At 69.6% G+C, this 15,499-nt stretch carries 20 protein-coding genes; 19 read left to right on the top strand and 1 reads right to left on the bottom strand.

Annotated elements, in window-relative coordinates; genetic code table 11:
* Window positions 1-56 precede the first annotated feature (56 nt).
* From ACQ5J0_RS07265 to ACQ5J0_RS07255, 3 genes are all read left to right on the top strand, one after another.
* The gene (locus ACQ5J0_RS07265) at window positions 57-314 is read left to right on the top strand and encodes an acyl carrier protein (protein WP_462569902.1); all 258 of its coding nucleotides are present in this window, start codon (window positions 57-59) and stop codon (window positions 312-314) included.
* The gene (gene spt, locus ACQ5J0_RS07260; RefSeq protein ID WP_462569901.1) at window positions 311-1,561 is read left to right on the top strand and encodes a serine palmitoyltransferase; all 1,251 of its coding nucleotides are present in this window, start codon (window positions 311-313) and stop codon (window positions 1,559-1,561) included. The genes ACQ5J0_RS07265 and spt overlap by 4 nt, the downstream gene beginning before the upstream one ends.
* Window positions 1,562-1,639: 78 nt before the next feature.
* The gene (locus tag ACQ5J0_RS07255; RefSeq protein WP_462569900.1) at window positions 1,640-2,071 is read left to right on the top strand and encodes an OsmC family protein; all 432 of its coding nucleotides are present in this window, start codon (window positions 1,640-1,642) and stop codon (window positions 2,069-2,071) included.
* An 84-nt stretch (window positions 2,072-2,155) separates the two neighbouring features.
* Here the strand turns inward: ACQ5J0_RS07255 and ACQ5J0_RS07250 are convergent, their stop codons facing one another.
* Window positions 2,156-2,800: a YqaA family protein gene (locus ACQ5J0_RS07250; RefSeq protein ID WP_462569899.1), complete on the bottom strand. Its 645-nt coding sequence runs from the start codon at window positions 2,798-2,800 to the stop codon at window positions 2,156-2,158.
* Between the two features lie 287 nt (window positions 2,801-3,087).
* On the opposite strand from ACQ5J0_RS07250, the gene ACQ5J0_RS07245 reads away from it, so the two are divergent.
* From ACQ5J0_RS07245 to ACQ5J0_RS07170, 16 genes are all read left to right on the top strand, one after another.
* Window positions 3,088-3,780, top strand: a complete 693-nt coding sequence (locus ACQ5J0_RS07245; RefSeq protein WP_462569898.1) for a hypothetical protein — start codon at window positions 3,088-3,090, stop codon at window positions 3,778-3,780.
* Entirely contained in the window at window positions 3,767-5,098 is a 1,332-nt protein-coding gene (locus ACQ5J0_RS07240) for a DNA-packaging protein (RefSeq protein WP_462569897.1), read from the top strand. Before ACQ5J0_RS07245 ends, ACQ5J0_RS07240 begins: the two co-directional genes overlap by 14 nt.
* Before the next feature lie 566 nt (window positions 5,099-5,664).
* Window positions 5,665-6,840 carry a phage portal protein gene (locus tag ACQ5J0_RS07235; protein WP_462569896.1) on the top strand — a complete coding sequence of 392 codons (1,176 nt, stop codon included), beginning with the start codon at window positions 5,665-5,667 and terminating at the stop codon, window positions 6,838-6,840.
* Entirely contained in the window at window positions 6,837-7,145 is a 309-nt protein-coding gene (locus ACQ5J0_RS07230) for a DUF6127 family protein (RefSeq protein WP_462569895.1), read from the top strand. Before ACQ5J0_RS07235 ends, ACQ5J0_RS07230 begins: the two co-directional genes overlap by 4 nt.
* The gene (locus tag ACQ5J0_RS07225) at window positions 7,142-7,699 is read left to right on the top strand and encodes an HK97 family phage prohead protease (RefSeq protein WP_462569894.1); all 558 of its coding nucleotides are present in this window, start codon (window positions 7,142-7,144) and stop codon (window positions 7,697-7,699) included. The genes ACQ5J0_RS07230 and ACQ5J0_RS07225 overlap by 4 nt, the downstream gene beginning before the upstream one ends.
* A 157-nt stretch (window positions 7,700-7,856) precedes the next feature.
* The gene (locus ACQ5J0_RS07220) at window positions 7,857-9,014 is read left to right on the top strand and encodes a phage major capsid protein (protein WP_462569893.1); all 1,158 of its coding nucleotides are present in this window, start codon (window positions 7,857-7,859) and stop codon (window positions 9,012-9,014) included.
* A 124-nt stretch (window positions 9,015-9,138) separates the two neighbouring features.
* A complete protein-coding gene (locus ACQ5J0_RS07215; protein ID WP_462569892.1) occupies window positions 9,139-9,678 on the top strand; it encodes a head-tail connector protein in 540 nt (179 codons plus the stop codon).
* Window positions 9,675-9,830, top strand: a complete 156-nt coding sequence (locus ACQ5J0_RS07210) for a hypothetical protein (protein ID WP_462569890.1) — start codon at window positions 9,675-9,677, stop codon at window positions 9,828-9,830. Before ACQ5J0_RS07215 ends, ACQ5J0_RS07210 begins: the two co-directional genes overlap by 4 nt.
* A 3-nt stretch (window positions 9,831-9,833) precedes the next feature.
* A complete protein-coding gene (gene gp17, locus ACQ5J0_RS07205) occupies window positions 9,834-10,232 on the top strand; it encodes a tail completion protein gp17 (RefSeq protein WP_462569889.1) in 399 nt (132 codons plus the stop codon).
* A 5-nt stretch (window positions 10,233-10,237) separates the two neighbouring features.
* The gene (locus ACQ5J0_RS07200) at window positions 10,238-10,648 is read left to right on the top strand and encodes a phage major tail protein, TP901-1 family (protein WP_462569888.1); all 411 of its coding nucleotides are present in this window, start codon (window positions 10,238-10,240) and stop codon (window positions 10,646-10,648) included.
* On the top strand, window positions 10,645-10,959 hold the full coding sequence (locus ACQ5J0_RS07195) for a gene transfer agent family protein (protein WP_462569886.1): 315 nt from the start codon (window positions 10,645-10,647) through the stop codon (window positions 10,957-10,959). Before ACQ5J0_RS07200 ends, ACQ5J0_RS07195 begins: the two co-directional genes overlap by 4 nt.
* Complete coding sequence (locus ACQ5J0_RS07190) at window positions 10,956-11,156, top strand: phage tail assembly chaperone (RefSeq protein ID WP_462569885.1); 201 nt, start codon at window positions 10,956-10,958, stop codon at window positions 11,154-11,156. Before ACQ5J0_RS07195 ends, ACQ5J0_RS07190 begins: the two co-directional genes overlap by 4 nt.
* Window positions 11,149-11,727 carry a tail tape measure protein gene (locus ACQ5J0_RS07185; protein WP_462569884.1) on the top strand — a complete coding sequence of 193 codons (579 nt, stop codon included), beginning with the start codon at window positions 11,149-11,151 and terminating at the stop codon, window positions 11,725-11,727. Before ACQ5J0_RS07190 ends, ACQ5J0_RS07185 begins: the two co-directional genes overlap by 8 nt.
* Window positions 11,728-11,941: 214 nt before the next feature.
* Complete coding sequence (locus tag ACQ5J0_RS07180; protein ID WP_462569883.1) at window positions 11,942-14,257, top strand: DUF2460 domain-containing protein; 2,316 nt, start codon at window positions 11,942-11,944, stop codon at window positions 14,255-14,257.
* Window positions 14,254-15,069, top strand: a complete 816-nt coding sequence (locus ACQ5J0_RS07175; protein WP_462569882.1) for a DUF2163 domain-containing protein — start codon at window positions 14,254-14,256, stop codon at window positions 15,067-15,069. The genes ACQ5J0_RS07180 and ACQ5J0_RS07175 overlap by 4 nt, the downstream gene beginning before the upstream one ends.
* Window positions 15,066-15,494 carry an NlpC/P60 family protein gene (locus ACQ5J0_RS07170; RefSeq protein WP_462569881.1) on the top strand — a complete coding sequence of 143 codons (429 nt, stop codon included), beginning with the start codon at window positions 15,066-15,068 and terminating at the stop codon, window positions 15,492-15,494. Before ACQ5J0_RS07175 ends, ACQ5J0_RS07170 begins: the two co-directional genes overlap by 4 nt.
* The last annotated feature ends 5 nt before the right edge of the window (window positions 15,495-15,499 follow it).

Below are 15,499 nucleotides of genomic sequence, written 5' to 3'. Positions count from 1 at the left end.
CGCCTATGCGGCGGGGGATATCGTCTCCGCCGCCAGACAGAATTGGACCATGGATAATGGACAGAGCCGAAGTCGACAGTCGCATCCGCACGCAGGTTGCGCCCTTCAACACCAAGGGCGTCGCCATCGCCGAGGACACCTCGTTCCAGAATGATCTCGAGTTCGACAGCCTGACCGTGATGGATTTCGTCGCCGCGATCGAGGACGAGTTCGATATCATCATCACGATGAACGAGCAGGCCGAAATCGAGCGCTGGGGCCAGCTTATCGATGCGGTCCACCGGCTCGAGGCCGCGCGGGAGGCGGGCGCATGAGCGAGGGCATCATCCAGGCCGACCAGCCGCCCGAGCTGACCGGCGAATCGCCCGATCTGTTCAGCAAGTTCGACGATTTCATCGCGATGCGCCAGAGCGTGCTCGACACCGGGATCGAGGACCCGTTCAACCTGGTGATGGAGAAGGTTCTCTCCCCCACCCGCGCCATTTGCAACGGGCGCGAGACCATCCTGCTCGGCACCTACAATTACATGGGGATGACCTTCGATCCCGACGTGATCGAGGCCGGAAAACAGGCACTTACGGACTTCGGCAGCGGCACCACCGGCAGCCGGGTGCTCAACGGAACCTACCAGGGCCACCGCGAGTGCGAGGATGCCTTGCGCGAATTCTACGCCATGGATCACGCCATGGTGTTCTCGACCGGCTACCAGGCCAATCTGGGGATCATCTCGACCATCGCCGGCAAGGGCGATTACGTGGTGCTCGACATCGACAGCCACGCCTCGATCTGGGACGGCTGCGCGCTGGGCAATGCCGAGGTCGTGCCGTTCAAGCACAATGACGTCGCGGCACTGGAAAAACGGCTCAAGCGGATCCCCGCCGGCGCGGGCAAGCTGGTCGTCCTCGAAGGCGTCTATTCGATGCTCGGCGATGTCGCGCCGCTCAAGGAGATGGTCCGCATCTGCAAGGAGAACGGCGCGATGGTGCTGGTCGACGAGGCGCATTCGATGGGCTTCATCGGCGAGCACGGCCGCGGGGTCTGCGAGGACCAGGGGGTGATCGACGACGTCGATTTCATCATCGGCACCTTCTCCAAGAGCGTGGGCACGGTGGGCGGCTTCTGCGTCTCAAACCATCCCAAATTCGAGATCATGCGGCTGGTGTGCCGCCCCTATGTCTTCACCGCCAGCCTGCCCCCCAGCGTGGTCGCGACGGCCGCGACCAGTATCCGCAAGTTGATGCATGGTTCCAACAAGCGCGCGCATCTGTGGGAGAATTCGCGCAATCTCCACGCCGGGCTGCGCGAACTCGGCTTCTCGCTGGGCACGCCCGAGGCGCAGAGCGCGATCATCGCGGTGATTATGCCCGATCTGGAAAAGGGCGCGACGATGTGGGAGGCGCTGCTGAAAGAGGGGCTCTACGTCAACCTCGCGCGCCCGCCCGCGACCCCTGCGAATATGACGCTGCTGCGCTGCTCGCTCTGCGCCGAGCACAGCGAGGAAGAGGTCGCGACGATCCTGCAAATCTTCGAGCGCGCGGGCAAGGCGGTGGGAATTATCTGAGGCAGAACGGGGAGCGGCAACCCCGCCCCCGGAACATCGCCCCCCACCGGGGCGTCTCTCCTGTGAAGGAGACGCATTATGAAGACCACCAACACCGCCAGCGCCAGCTATCAGGGGCTCGGAAAAGAGGGCAAGGGCCATATCTCGACCGGATCGGGGGCGCTGTCGGCGCAGCCTTATGGCTTCGAGACCCGCTTCGAGGACAAGGCCGGGACCAATCCCGAGGAGCTGATCGCCGCAGCGCATGCGGCGTGTTTCACCATGGCGCTGTCGTTCAAGCTGGCCGAGGCCGGGTTCGAGGACGGCTCGGTGGCGACCAGCGCCGAGGTCACGCTGGAAAAGGACGATGCCGGGTTCAAGGTAAACAGATCGGCGCTGTCGACCAAGGGCAAGGTTGCCGGAATGGCTCGCGACAAGTTCGACGAGCTGGCGCAGGAAGCGAAGGCCGGCTGCCCGATTTCGCGGCTGCTCGACACCGAGATCACGCTGGAAATCAAGTTCGAGGGCTGACCGGGCGGCGCGGCCGGGCCGTGGATTGCCGCGCCTCCTGCGGCGGCTCGCAATGACGAGACCGGAGGGCATGCCCTCCGCGCGTTACGCCAGCGGGTTCACCTCGGTCGCCTGCGAGCAGGGGCCGGACGCGCCTTCATCATCGCCGGTGTCGATCATCGTGACCGCGAGGATCCCGCCGACCAGCAGCAGCACGAACAGCGTGGTGAGCAGACCGAGGTATTTGTCGATGAACAGCTTGATTGGCGCCCCGAACAGGCGGAACAAGACACCCACGGTCATGAAGATCAGCCCGCGTCCGACGATGCTCGCGAGCACGAAGGTGACCAGGTTCATCCCGATGAAGCCGGCGGTGATGGTCAGCAGCTTGAAGGGTACCGGGGTGGCGCCGGCGATCAGGATCGCCTCGAAATCATATTCGCGCAAGTGGCAGGCGGCGACGGGGAAGGCCTCGGTCAACCCGAGCGCGCCGATCAGCCAGGCGCCGATCGTGTCGTAGAGCCCCCAGCCGATCAGATAGCCGAACAATCCGCCCAGCACCGAGGCGCCGGTGCAGACTGCGGCGAAGCGGATCGCCTTTTTGGGCTCAGCGAGACACATCAGCCCGAGCAGCGGGTGCGGCGGGATCGGGAAGAAGCTCGATTCGATGAAGCTGAAGGCGGCAAGCCACCACAGCGCATGCGGATGCGCAGCCTTCTCGAGCGTCCAATTGTAGAGACTGCGCAGCATCCGACCCGGCCCTTCATCCCGCAAGATAGCGCGCCGGTTACGGGCTGCGGAGAGTGCTGGCAAGCGGGATCGATGGCCCCACTGACCGCGCTCTCTCTAACCTATTTGGTTTTTAATGCTTGACATTGCGACGCTCTAAGGTTAGAGATCCGGAACATCGCGATAGTGTGATTCGATTTCGGGCGGGCCGGTCATTCCGGCGCCGCCCGTTCGCGTGTCTGGCCCAAACCCCTCGGTCCGGACGCATCGGGTCGCCCCGCTCGCCCCAGCTTCCGGAAACCCCAGCCATGACCGACACCAAACCAGCCAAGGACCAGCCGCGCCCGTGGGAGCCCGAATTCTTCGCCGCGCTGCGTAGCGGCCTGTCCGTCGCCGCTGCCGCCCGGTTGACCGGGATCCACCCCACCACCGTCTACAGCCGCGCGAGCACCAATCCGGCGTTCCTGCAGCGCTATCAGGACACCAGAACCGCCACCGGGCGCGTGGTCCGCAGGCGGCGCGGGGCGCGAACCGTCGCAACCGAATGGCCGGATCGCTTTCTCGAAGCGCTGGCCGAGACCTCCAACGTCACCGCCGCGGCGTGGCGCGCCCGGGTGGTGCCGGGCAAGGCCTATGCGCTGCGGCGCGAGGATCCGGGGTTCGCGGCGCGCTGGCTGGCGGCGCTGATCGAGGGCTATCAGCATCTCGAGATGGAGGTGCTGGGCTATCTTCGCGACCCCGAACCCAAGCACAAGATGGATGTCGCCTCGGCGCTGCGGCTGCTCGCCGCGCACCGCGAGACGGTGGCCCGCGAGCGCGCCTTCCGCGAGGAAGAGGAGGACGAGCAGGCGGTGTTCGACCGGATCGACACCTTCATCGACGACATGCGCAATCGCCGCGCGGCCAATGCGCTGATCCTCGCGCACGACACCGCGCCCGAGATTGCCCCGGAGAGCACGCCCGAACCCGTTCTCGAAAGCCGCGACCATGAGCCGGTCTGACCGCGCCGAGACGCTGCTGGGGCTGGAGCCCGAGCAGCGCCGCGAGGAACTGCGGCTGCTGTCCCATGCCGAGCGTGCCGCGCTCGGGCGCCACTGGCGGCTCTGGGCGCATCCCGGTCAGTTGCCCCCGCCCGAAGCCTGGCATCTGTGGCTGATCATGGCGGGGCGCGGGTTCGGCAAGACCCGCGCGGGCGCCGAATGGGTCCGCGCCATTGCCGAGGCCGATCCGACCGCGCGGATCGCGCTGGTCGCCGCCTCGCTGGGCGAGGCGCGGCGGGTGATGGTCGAGGGCGAGAGCGGGCTGCTGGCGATCGCCTCGCCGCGCAAGCGACCGCGCTTCGAGCCCTCGCGGCGGCAGCTGGTCTGGCCCGGCGGCGCGCGCGCGACCTTCTATTCTGCCGCCGAGCCCGAAAGCCTGCGCGGGCCGCAGCACAGCCATGCCTGGGGCGACGAGATCGCCAAATGGGACCAGAGCGGCGGGCGGGCCGAGGCCGCCTGGAACAATCTGCTGCTGGGATTGCGGCTCGGGCGCGACCCGCGCGTCGCCGCAACCACCACCCCGCGCGCGGTCCCGCTGCTGCGGCGGCTGATCGCGCAGGACGCCATCGCGCTGACCGGCGGGCCGACCGCGGCCAATGCCGACAACCTCCCGCCGGGGTTTCTGGACGCGGTGCAGCGCGACTTCGCGGGCACCGCGCTGGGGCGGCAGGAGCTGCTCGGCGAACTGCTCGAGGATGTCGAGGGGGCGCTGTGGTCGCGCTCGCTGCTCGAGCGCTGCCGCGCGGAGGACGCGAAGGACGAGCGGCCCGCGCTGCTGCGCGTGGTCGTCGGGGTCGATCCCCCCGCATCGAGCCATGGCGACGAATGCGGCATCGTGGTCGCCGGGCTGGGCGCGGACGGCGTGGCGCTGGTGCTCGCCGATTGCTCGCTGGCGAAGCCTTCGCCCGAGCGCTGGGCGCGCGGCGTGGCCGAGGCGGCGCGGGCGTGGCACGCCGACCGCGTCGTCGCCGAAGCCAACCAGGGCGGCGCGATGGTCGCCAGCGTGCTGCGCGCGGCGGAATTCTCGCTGCCGCTGAAGCTGGTCCACGCCAGCCGCGGCAAGGCAGCCCGCGCCGAGCCGGTGGCGATGCTCTACGAAGCGGGCCGCGTGCGCCACTCCGCGCTGTTCGCCGCGCTCGAAGACCAATTGTGCGGGCTGATGGCGGGCGGCGGCTACGAGGGGCCCGGCCGCTCGCCAGATCGCGCCGACGCGCTGGTCTGGGCGCTGACCGAACTGATGCTTGGGAGAAGGGTTAGGCCGCGAATACGTAGTCTTTAAGGCCCAATCGGTTCGAACGTATAAGTGGGGTAGCCCGCCACCTCCCAGATCAGGCGTTGCTCCAAGATTTCCTCCGCAAAGAATGTCGGCGGGATATGTGGGAATAGCCGGCAGGTCTCTTCGCGACCAATGAACTTGATCGACCACAGACGGGCAGCATTGTCCGCTCGCTCAGGGCTGTTCACTCCGCTTCGGAAAGCCAAACTGGGGGGCAGATCATCCGGAAAAGCCTCTCTCGGCGTCGGGTGACGACCCTCGAAGAAGGCGTTCCATTCGAAATCCGAAGCCCACGAACCTTCTATGACCTTCGGCTCCGAGTGTGGGACGCAGGCATACCACATCGCTTCGAAACCGAGGGAGGTGCTTCCCTCGCTCTCGATATACTTTTCGTAACAACTCGGAAATTGCGCCTTCGCTAGCGCACAATCGGCAGGCGGGCCGTGAGGCTCAGCAGTGCAAGCCTGCAACGAAAAAACAAATGCGAGACAGAGCCCAAATCGCATCGAGCCATCCTAACCACAGTTTCGACAACGAGCCACCGTCTCGTTCCAGCGAAAGGTACCCCCATGTCCTTCCTCACCACTCTGGCCTCCGCCTTCAAGGGCGCGGGGCCCGTTCGCGTGCCTTTGACGCGCGGTTTCGTCTCGCCCTGGGCGAGCGTCTTTGCCGGCGAGCCGCGCGAGAGTGCGTTCGACTATGCGCAATCGGTGCAGGCCGCCTATCTCGCCAATCCGGTGGCGCAGCGCGCGGTGCGGATCGTCGCCGAGGGGGTCGGCGGCGCGCCGCTGGCGGTGGCCGATCCGGCGCTGGCGAAGCTGGTCGACCGCTCCTGCACCGGCCAGCCGCTGCTCGAGGTGCTGGCGGCGCAGATGCTGCTCCACGGCAATGCCTATGTGCAGGTGCTGCGCGACGGCGCGGGCGCGCCGGTGGAGCTCTACCCGCTGCGGCCCGAGCGGATGAGCGTGGTCGCGGGAGAGGATGGCTGGCCCGCGGCCTATCGCTACCGGCTCGCCGAGCACAGCCGGACCATCGCGCTCGAGGACGAGGCGGGCTGGCCCAATCTGCTGCACCTGAAGTGCTTCCACCCCGCGGACGACCACTACGGCGCGGGCTGCCTGAGCGCCGCGCGGCAGGCGGTGGCGGTGCACAACGCCGCCTCGGCCTGGAACCGCGCGTTGCTCGAGAATGCGGCGCGGCCCTCGGGCGCGCTGGTCTATGACGGCGGCGAGGCGGCGGGGCTGAGCTCCGAGCAGTTCGAGCGATTGAAGAGCGAGCTGGCGGATGCCTTCCAGGGCTCGGCCAATGCCGGGCGGCCGATGGTGCTCGAGGGCGGGTTGTCGTGGCAGGCGATGGCGCTCTCGCCCGCGGATATGGATTTCGCCAATCTCAAGGCTGGCGCGGCGCGCGACATCGCGCTCGCCTTCGGGGTGCCGCCGATGCTGCTCGGGCTGCCGGGGGACAACACCTATGCCAATTACCGCGAGGCCAACCGCGCGCTGTGGCGGCTCACGCTGCTGCCGCTCGCCAAGCGCGTGCTCGACGCGCTCTCGGCGGGGCTCTCGCCGTGGTTCGCGGATGCGGCGATGCATGTCGATCTCGATCATGTGCCGGCGCTGGCGGAAGACCGCGAGACGCTGTGGAGCACGGTGACGGCGGCGGATTTCCTGTCCGCCGACGAGAAGCGGGTGCTGCTGGGGCTGCCCGCCGCCGCCACCACCGCCGCATCGGGAGACGCGCGATGAGCACCGAGGAGATGCTCGCCCGGCTGCTGGCGCAGGCGCGCGCCGAGGGCGCTACGATCGTGACCCTGCGCGCCATGGTCGAGGAGGCGAGCGAGCTGGGGGCGCAGCGCGCGCTCAAGCGGCTGGGCCTCGGGGATGACGAGGCGCAGGACGATATCGACGAATTGCGCGAGCTGCTCTCGGCCTGGCGCGATGCCAAGGCGAGCGCCTGGAAGGCGGCGATCGAGTGGCTGGTGCGCGGGGTGCTGGCGCTGCTGCTGGTCGGGATCGCGATCCGGCTGGGCGCGGCGGAGATGCTGGGATGAGCGGGGGGATCGCGACATCGCTGCCCTTCCAATCCCCCTCCCAGTCCCCCTCCCTGGGGGGAGGGGTTAGGGGTGGGGGTTCGGCCTCAACTACTCGCGCCGTACACCCACCCCCGGCCCCTCCCTCAAGGGAGGGGAGAAATGGCGCTTGCGGGTCAGGAATCCGCATCGCCGGGTATGCCGCGCTGTTTGGCAAGCCCGATGCCGCGCGCGACACCATCCTGCCCGGTGCCTTTGCCGCCACGCTCGCCGAGCGGAACACGCCGCTGGCACTCTACTGGCAGCACCGTCCCGAGCAGCGCATCGGCTGGGTCGAGCACGCCCGCGAGGATGCGCGCGGGCTTCGGATCATCGCGACGCTCGGCCAGCCGCACAGCCGCGCTGCCGCGCTGCTGGCGCTCCGCCAGGTCGACGGACTGAGCTTCGGCTACCGCGCCCGCGGCTATCGCCTGACGCCCGCGGGGCGGATCCTCGCGGAGATCGAACTGCTCGAGGTCAGCCTTGTCACCCACCCGCTCCAGCACGGCGCGCGGGTCCATTTGGTTCACTCCTGAGACCCAAACTGAGTCCCCGCGAAGGCGGGGACCTCGTGCCTCCGGCGCTCCGCAACTGCCTTGAGAACGACCGCCCGAGGCCCCCGCCTTCGCGGGGGCTCACACCGCTTTGACGCTCCAACCCCGACCACCTCCCCAACGAAAGGTGAACTGCCCCATGGATATGCCCCTCCCCCAAACCGATCCCGCCACCGCGCCCGACCCGCTCGAAGCGAGCTTCGACCTGGTCGCCCGGCAGGACCGCGCCGAGAGCGCCATCGCGACGCTACGTTCCGATGTCGATGAGGTGAAGGCGCGCGTCGACCGGATCGGCCGCGCCGCCGTGCGGCCCGCGCTGGCGGGCGGCGAGAGCGAGAGCCCTGAAGTGAAAGGCTTCGTCGACGGCTATCTGCGCCGCGGCCGCGAGGCCGAGGTCAAATCGCTGAGCGGCACGGTGCCCGCCGACGGCGGCTATGCCGTGCCGCGCCAGATCGACGCCGCCATCGCCCGCGAACTGACTGCAATCAGCCCGATCCGCGCCATCGCGCAGGTGGTCCAGACCGGCAGCGCGGGCTATCGCAAGCTGGTCACCACCGGCGGCACCGCCAGCGGCTGGGTCAGCGAGACCGCGGCGAGGCCCGAGACCGACACGCCGAATTTCGCCGAAATCGCTCCGCCGAGCGGCGAGCTCTACGCCAATCCGGCGGCGAGCCAGGCGATGCTCGACGATGCCGGGTTCGATCTCGAGGCCTGGCTGGCGGCCGAGATCGCGATGGAATTCGCCCGCGCCGAGGGCGCCGCCTTCGTCAACGGGACCGGCTTCGACCAGCCCGAGGGCTTTCTCAACGCTCCCGCGACCAGCGCCGCGGATGGCGTGCGCCCGTTCGGCACGCTGCAATATATCGGCTCGGGCAATGCCACGGACCTTGGCAGCGAGCCCGAGGTGCGGCTGATCGACCTGGTCCACACGCTCAAGGCGGGCCACCGCCAGGGCGCGAGCTTCGTGATGAATTCGGCGACGCTGGCCAGCGTGCGCAAGCTGCGCACGCTCGATGGCGGCTTCCTGTGGCAACCCGGAATGGTCGAGGGCCAGCCCGACCGGCTGCTGGGCTATCCGGTGGTCGAGGCCGAGGACATGCCCGATGTCGGTGCGGGCGCCTGCCCGATCGCCTTCGGCAATTTCCGCCACGGCTACCTGATCGCCGAACGCAGCGCGACGCAGATCCTGCGCGATCCCTTCACCAACAAGCCCTTCGTCCATTTCTACGCCACCAGGCGAGTGGGCGGACAGGTGCTCGACGGCGCGGCGATCAAGCTGCTCAAGATCGAGGCCTAGGCCGCTTCACGAAGACCCGATTGGCGGGCGGACCCCCTGCCGCGCGCCTGGCCCGCCTGCGTCCCGTCCCCCTGCGGGGCGCGGGCGGGCCACCCATTTCCATCGAACCCGAAGGAGCTTCGCCATGACGCGCTCTATCGTGGCGCTTCCCGATCTGTCGGGAGCGCCGCTCGACCAGTGCCGGCAATGGCTGGCGATCAGCACCGCGCGCGACGACGCGCTGCTGCTGCAACTGCTCCACGCCGCCTGCGCGCTGTGCGAGGGCTTCACGCGGCTGGTGCCGCTGGCGACCCAGTTCGAGGAGCGCCTGCCCGCGGTGCCGGGCTGGCAGCCGCTCGCCACCCGTCCGGTGCGCGAAATTCTGGCGGTCGAGGAGGTCGCCGCCGACGGTACGCGCACCGCGCTGACCACCGGCTACGAGACCCGGATCGACAGCGAAGGGTGCGGGTATCTCCGCATCGTCCAGCCGACCCCCAGCACGCATCTGGCGGTGCGGTTCGAGGCGGGGCTCGAGGCCGATTGGGCGGCGCTGCCTCCGGGCCTCGCGCAGGGCGTGATCCGGCTCGCCGCGCATCATTACCGGACCCGCGACAGCGGCAGCGACGCCTCGCCCCCTGCCGCGATCGCGGCGCTGTGGCGCCCGTTCCGGGTGCTGCAGCTGTGAGCGGCGGTTTCGAGAGAATCGCCGCCGCGCTGACCGCGCGCGCTGCACGGCTCGCCGAGGCGCATGCCGAGAAGCGCCGCGCTGCCCGCCGGCACGGCACCGCCTGGCGCTCCGCCCAACGCCTGTGGCCGCTGTTCACCAAGGGAGGCTGACCTATGGAAAGCCGCTTTCGCACCGATCTGATCGCCTGGCTGCGCGCCGATGCCACGCTCGTCGCCGCGCTCAACGCGGTCGAGGAGGAAAGCCCCGTCGCCGCAAGCCCGCCCTGGCTCGGCATCGCCGCCAGCGCCAGCGCCGACTGGAGCACCAAGACCCACACGGGCCGCGAGGTCCGGATCGCGCTCGAACTGGTCGAGCGGCAGGACGATGTCGAGTCCCTGGCCGCGACCGTGAACGCGATCGAACGCCGCATCGCCACGCTCGCCCCGGTCCAGCCGGGCTACCGCGTGGTGGTCACCCAGTTCCTGCGCAGCCGCGCCGAACGCAGGCCCCGCGGTCTTCGCGCGGTGCTGCTCGAATATTCCTTCCGCCTGCTCGCACATCCAGAGGAGTAATGCCCATGACCGCCCAGAAAGGCGCCGCCTTCCTGCTCAAGATCGGCGATGGTGCCAGCCCGCCCGCCGGTTACGAGACCGTCGCCGGCCTCAGGACCACCCAGATGTCGGTCAATGGCGACACGGTGGTCGTCACCCACAAGGAATCGGGGGGCTGGCGCGAGCTGCTCTCTGGCGCCGGCACGCGTTCGGTCTCGGTGAGCGCCAGCGGGATATTCCTCGGCAGCTCCGCCGAGGCGAGCTTGCGCACCCATGCGCTGGCGGGGACGCTCGACGATTACGAACTCTCCTTCGAGGACGGCGCGCGGATGCGCGGGCGCTTCCTCGTCCAGCGGCTCGACTATGCCGGCGATTTCAACGGCGAGCGCACCTATGCGCTGCAGCTCGAAAGCTCGGGCGCGGTAGTGCCCGCATGAGCGGCGCGGCGAACCCCCTGCGCGGCGAAGCGACGTTGGAGCTGGAAGGGCGCAAGCTGCTGCTGCGTCCGACATTCGCGGCGCTAGTCGCGGCCGAGGAGGAGCTGGGCCCGCTGTTCGCGCTGGTCGAGCGCGCGGGCGAAGGACAGCTTCGTATCGCCGAGATCGCCGCGTTGTTCTGGCACTGCCTTGCCGAGCGCGAGGCCGCGAGCCGCGAACAGGTCGGCGAGGCGGTGGTGGCGATGGGGCTGGCGCGCTGCGCCGCGCCGCTACGCGCGCTGCTCGGCGAAATCCTGCGCGGCGCGACGTGAGCGAGCACTTCGCCGAGAGCGCGGCGCAGCTTGCCGGGCTCGCTGCACAAGGCCTCGGCTGGCGCCCGGACACTTTCTGGGCCGCCACCCCCGCCGAGCTGGCGCTGTCGCTCGCCCCGCTCGCCGGTGCTTCCCCCGCCCCGCCCAGTCGCGCCGAGATCGTGCGGCTGATCGCCAAGGATGCCTCCCATGGATGACGAGTTCGACACGCTGATGGTCGAAGTGCGCGCGAGCACCGCAGGCTTTTCCGCCGATATCGCCGCGATGCGCAGCAGTTTCGACAGCCAGTTGCTCGACGGGTTCGACCGCGCGGGCGGGGTGCTGGAGAGAAGCCTGCTGGGCGCGATCCGCAAAGGCAGCCTGGGCTTCGACGACCTCCAGCGCGCCGCTGCCCGGGCGCTCGACCAGATCGCCGCGCAGGCGCTCCAGCTCGGGCTCGATTCCATCTTCGGCGGCGCGGCTACCGGCGGCGGCGTGGGCGGATTGCTGGCCGGGACGCTGGGCGCGCTGTTCGGGCTGCCGGGGCGCGCCACCGGCGGGCTGGTTTCCCCGCAGCGACCCTATCTGGTGGGCGAACGCGGGCCTGAGCTGTTCGTCCCCGCCAGCGCCGGGCGAGTCGAGCCGAATATGCAGGCCGCAGGCAGCGGCCCGCGCGAGGTCCGCGTGGCGATCGCGCTCAACGCCGAGCGGGGGGCGAGTGCTCCGGCCGCCCTGCGCCGCTCCTCGCGTCAGATCGCCAGCGCGGTGCGCCGCGCACTGCTGGAGTGACCCCGCCGCATTGGAGTGCGCTGTTGTGGAATGGAGTCTCCCTCTCCCCTCCCCGCGGGGAGGGGTCGGGGGTGGGGGAGCGCGCCGCAGACGCGCGTCCTCCCCATCGGCCAGGCCATCGGCGTCGTACACCCCCACCCGGCCTCCCCCTCAAGGGGGAGGAGCAATTAGGGTCCATAGAAGATCATCATGCTCCAACAGAAAGGCACCGACCATGGCATTCTGGCTGGCCCGGACCCGCGACGGGCAGGAGAGCGACGCGATCCAGCGCTTCGATCCGCGCTTCTGGACGATCAATTTCCCTCGCCCGATGATGGCCAGCGTGGTCACCACCGGTCCGCAATCGCTGCGGGTGGATTGCGAGTTTCACCTGGCGGGCGAACTCGCGGGGCTGATCTGGGCGAGCGAGGATACGCTCGACCATCCGCTGCTCGCCTATGAGACCGGGCGCAATTACGCGCACACGGTGCTGGCCTTTCGCTGGCGTTCGGACGGAGTGATCCCGCTCGACCAGCCCAATGGGCCGACGCTGACGATCGAGGGCCGCGACGCCGCGGGCACCGCGCGGGTGTGGTATGTCCGGCTGTGGAACTACGCCAGCGGCACCCCCGAGGACGCCGCGGTGGTGCTGCCCTTCTCGCAGCTACAATCGGGCTACGGCCTGCCGGGCGAGCCGATCCACCCCGCGGACATCGACCGGATGTTCATCTCGCTGGTGCCTCCGGGCTATATCGGGGGGAGCCCCGCCCCCTTGCCGCAGCGCACCGAGGGCTGGGCCGAGCTTTCCGCCATCACCTGCCACGGCGACCACGCGATGCTGGTGCTGGGTGATGCCATCCTGCCCGCGCATGGCGAGCGGATGGCCAGTGCCTATGACGATGCCTTCAACCAGACGCCCGCGCGGCTGGTGCGGCAGATCGAGCAGCTCGGCTATCGCGACCGCGTGGTGCATTATCTGGGGATGAGCCATTTCTTCCGGCTCGAGCCCGGCGAGGGCCGGCTGGTGGTCGCCGTCGACGGCGCGCTCTGCACCCCGGCGCGGCGCTGGCACGAGGCCTATTTCGCCGCGCTCGCGGAGGCCGGGCTCGCCCCGATCCTGTCGCTGTCCTACGAATTGTTCGCCGAGCATTGCCCGGCAGCGTGGCGGCAGACGAGTTTCGAGGGCGTTCCCGCAACGACAGGTTGGGATCCGCCCTCCAACTTGCTCTCGCCCGCCAACGATGTCGCGATGGGCTGGCTCCACGCGGTCGCGGCGCGCTTCGTCGCGCTCGCAGAGGACGCGGGTCTGCCGGTGCTGTTCCAGATCGGCGAGCCGTGGTGGTGGGTGATGCCGGGCGGCACGCCGTGCTTCTACGACGATGCGGTGCGAGCGCTGCTGCCCGAGCCGCCGCCGCAGATCGCCAATATGACGCAGCCGCTCGATGCGGCGCAGCGCGGCTTTCTCGACTGGCTGGGCGAGCGGCTGGCGCAATCGACCGCGGCGCTGACGCAGGCGGTGCGCGCGGCGGCGAACGGACCCGCCGAAGTGCTGCTGCTGGCTTTCACCCCGACCATTCTCGACCCGGCCATGCCAGAATTGAAGCGCGCGAACCTGCCAATGGGCTGGGCATGGCCCGCCTTCGATCGCTTGCAGCTGGAGGATTACGACTGGCTCACCGCGGGCGCCGCGGCCGAGCGCCGCCGCGGCTATGCCGAGGCGCAGGTGCGGCTAGGCTATCCGCTCGACCGGCAGGACTACCTTTCGGGCTTCGTGCTCGATGCCGCGGATGCCGATTCCTACTGGCGACGCATCGATGCCGGGCTCGACGAGGCGCGTCAGCGCGGGGTGACCCAGCGCTACGTCTGGGCGCTGCCGCAGGTCGCGCGCGACGGATACACCCGCCTGCCCCCCGATCCGGAGACCGATGTGAACGCTTTCGACGATATCGCCTATCCGCTCGCGCTCGGGCGCGACGCCGCGGTGAGCCCCGAGTTCTCGACCGCGGTCGCGGTCACCGCCTCGGGCCACGAGCGCCGCAACGCGCTGTGGTCGGATGCGCGGCTGACCTTCGATGTCGGGCCCGGGATCCGCTCGGAGGAGGAGCTGGCGCTGCTGCTTGCCTTCTTCCGCGCGCGCCACGGCCCCGCCACCGGCTTCCGGCTGCGCGATCCCTTCGATCACAGTTCAAATGGTATGTCCGGTGTGCCGACGCCGACCGACCAGCCCTTGGGCAGCGGCGACGGGCTGCGCGCCGACTTCGCGCTGGTGAAGCGTTACGGCGAGCAGCGGCGGCGGATCACCCGCCCGGACCCCGAGACCCTGCGGGTCAGCGTGGGCGGGATCGAGCGCTTCGACTGGACGCTGGGCGAGAAGGGCCGCGTGGTCTTCGCCGCCGCGCCCGGCATCGGCGAGGAGGTCGCGGCAGGCTTCCTGTTCGACGTGCCGGTGCGCTTCGCCGAGGACCGACTGAACGTCTCGGGCGCGGGCTTCGCCGCCGGCGAGGCGCCCTCGGTGCCGCTGGTCGAAATCCGCGAGGAGGAGGCCCCATGACGCGGGTCTTCTTCGACCGGCCGCTCGATACGGTGGCGAGCTTCTGGCGGATTCATCGCCGCGACGGGGTGACGCTGGGTTTCACCACCCACGACCGCGATCTGTGGTTCGATGGCGTGCTCCACCGCGCCGCGCCCGGCATGGTGCCCTCCTCGATCCGCCGCACCAGCGGCTTCGCCGACGACGGGGTCGAGGTGGAGGGCGCGCTCAGCCACGAGGCGATTTCCGCCGCGGATATGCAAAGCGGACGTTACGAGGGCGCGCGGATCGCGATCGGCGCGCTGGATTGGGAAAGCGGCGACGCGGCAGTGCTCTATCGCGGTCGGATCGCCGGGCTGGTAGAGGAGGACGGCGGCTTCGTCGCGCAATTGCAGTCGGCCAAATCCGATCTCGCGCGCGATCCGATCCCGCGCACCAGCCCCGGCTGCCGCGCGCGCTTCTGCGACGTGGGCTGCACACTGTCCGCGCCGCGCTTCACCCGCCGTGCCGTCGTGAGCGCAATGGACTACGAGGCCAATCGGGTGCGTTTCGCCGGGATCGACCCGGCCCTCTTTGCGCAAGGCGAGCTGCGCTGGCTCGACGGACCGCTGAGGGGCCTGCGCGCCACGGTGCTCTCCGCCGATGCGCAGGGCCTTGTGCTCGACCGACCGCTCGAAGAGGCCAGCGCCGTGGGCGACGGTGCGAGTTTGCGCGAGGGCTGCGACCACACCGTCGCTACCTGTAGCGCCCGCTTCGGCAATGCGGCGAACTTCCAGGGCGAACCCTTCCTCCCGGGCAACGACCTGCTCGCGCAATATCCGATGCCGCGATGAGCCCGATGCCCCGAGATTTCAATCGCGCCGCCTTTCTGCGCGAGGCCGAAGCGCTGGTCGGCACGCGCTTCCGTCTGCACGGACGCCATGCTGCAACCGGGCTCGACTGCATCGGGCTGGTGGCGCTGGCGCTCGCGCGCAGCGGCGGACCCGAGCTGGCGCCAGCGGGCTACCGTCTGCGCAACACCGATATCGCACCCTGGCTGGCCTTCGCGGGGACCGCGGGTCTCGAGACGGTCGAGGGCGCGGTCGAGCCCGGGGATGTCCTGTTGCTGCTGGTCGGACCCGCGCAGCACCATCTCGTCATCGCCGGCGACGCCGACACCATCATCCATGCCCATGCGGGCCTGCGCCGCGTGGTCCGCCAGCCGCGCCGGTACGGCTGGGCGCTGCTGACACACTGGCGCTTCGGCCCAGACCGATAGGAACC

It is taken from the genome of Qipengyuania sp. SM2512 (assembly GCF_054954005.1).
The sequence above is the reverse complement of the archived record's forward strand: the minus strand, read 5'-3'. Positions and strand labels throughout refer to the sequence as shown.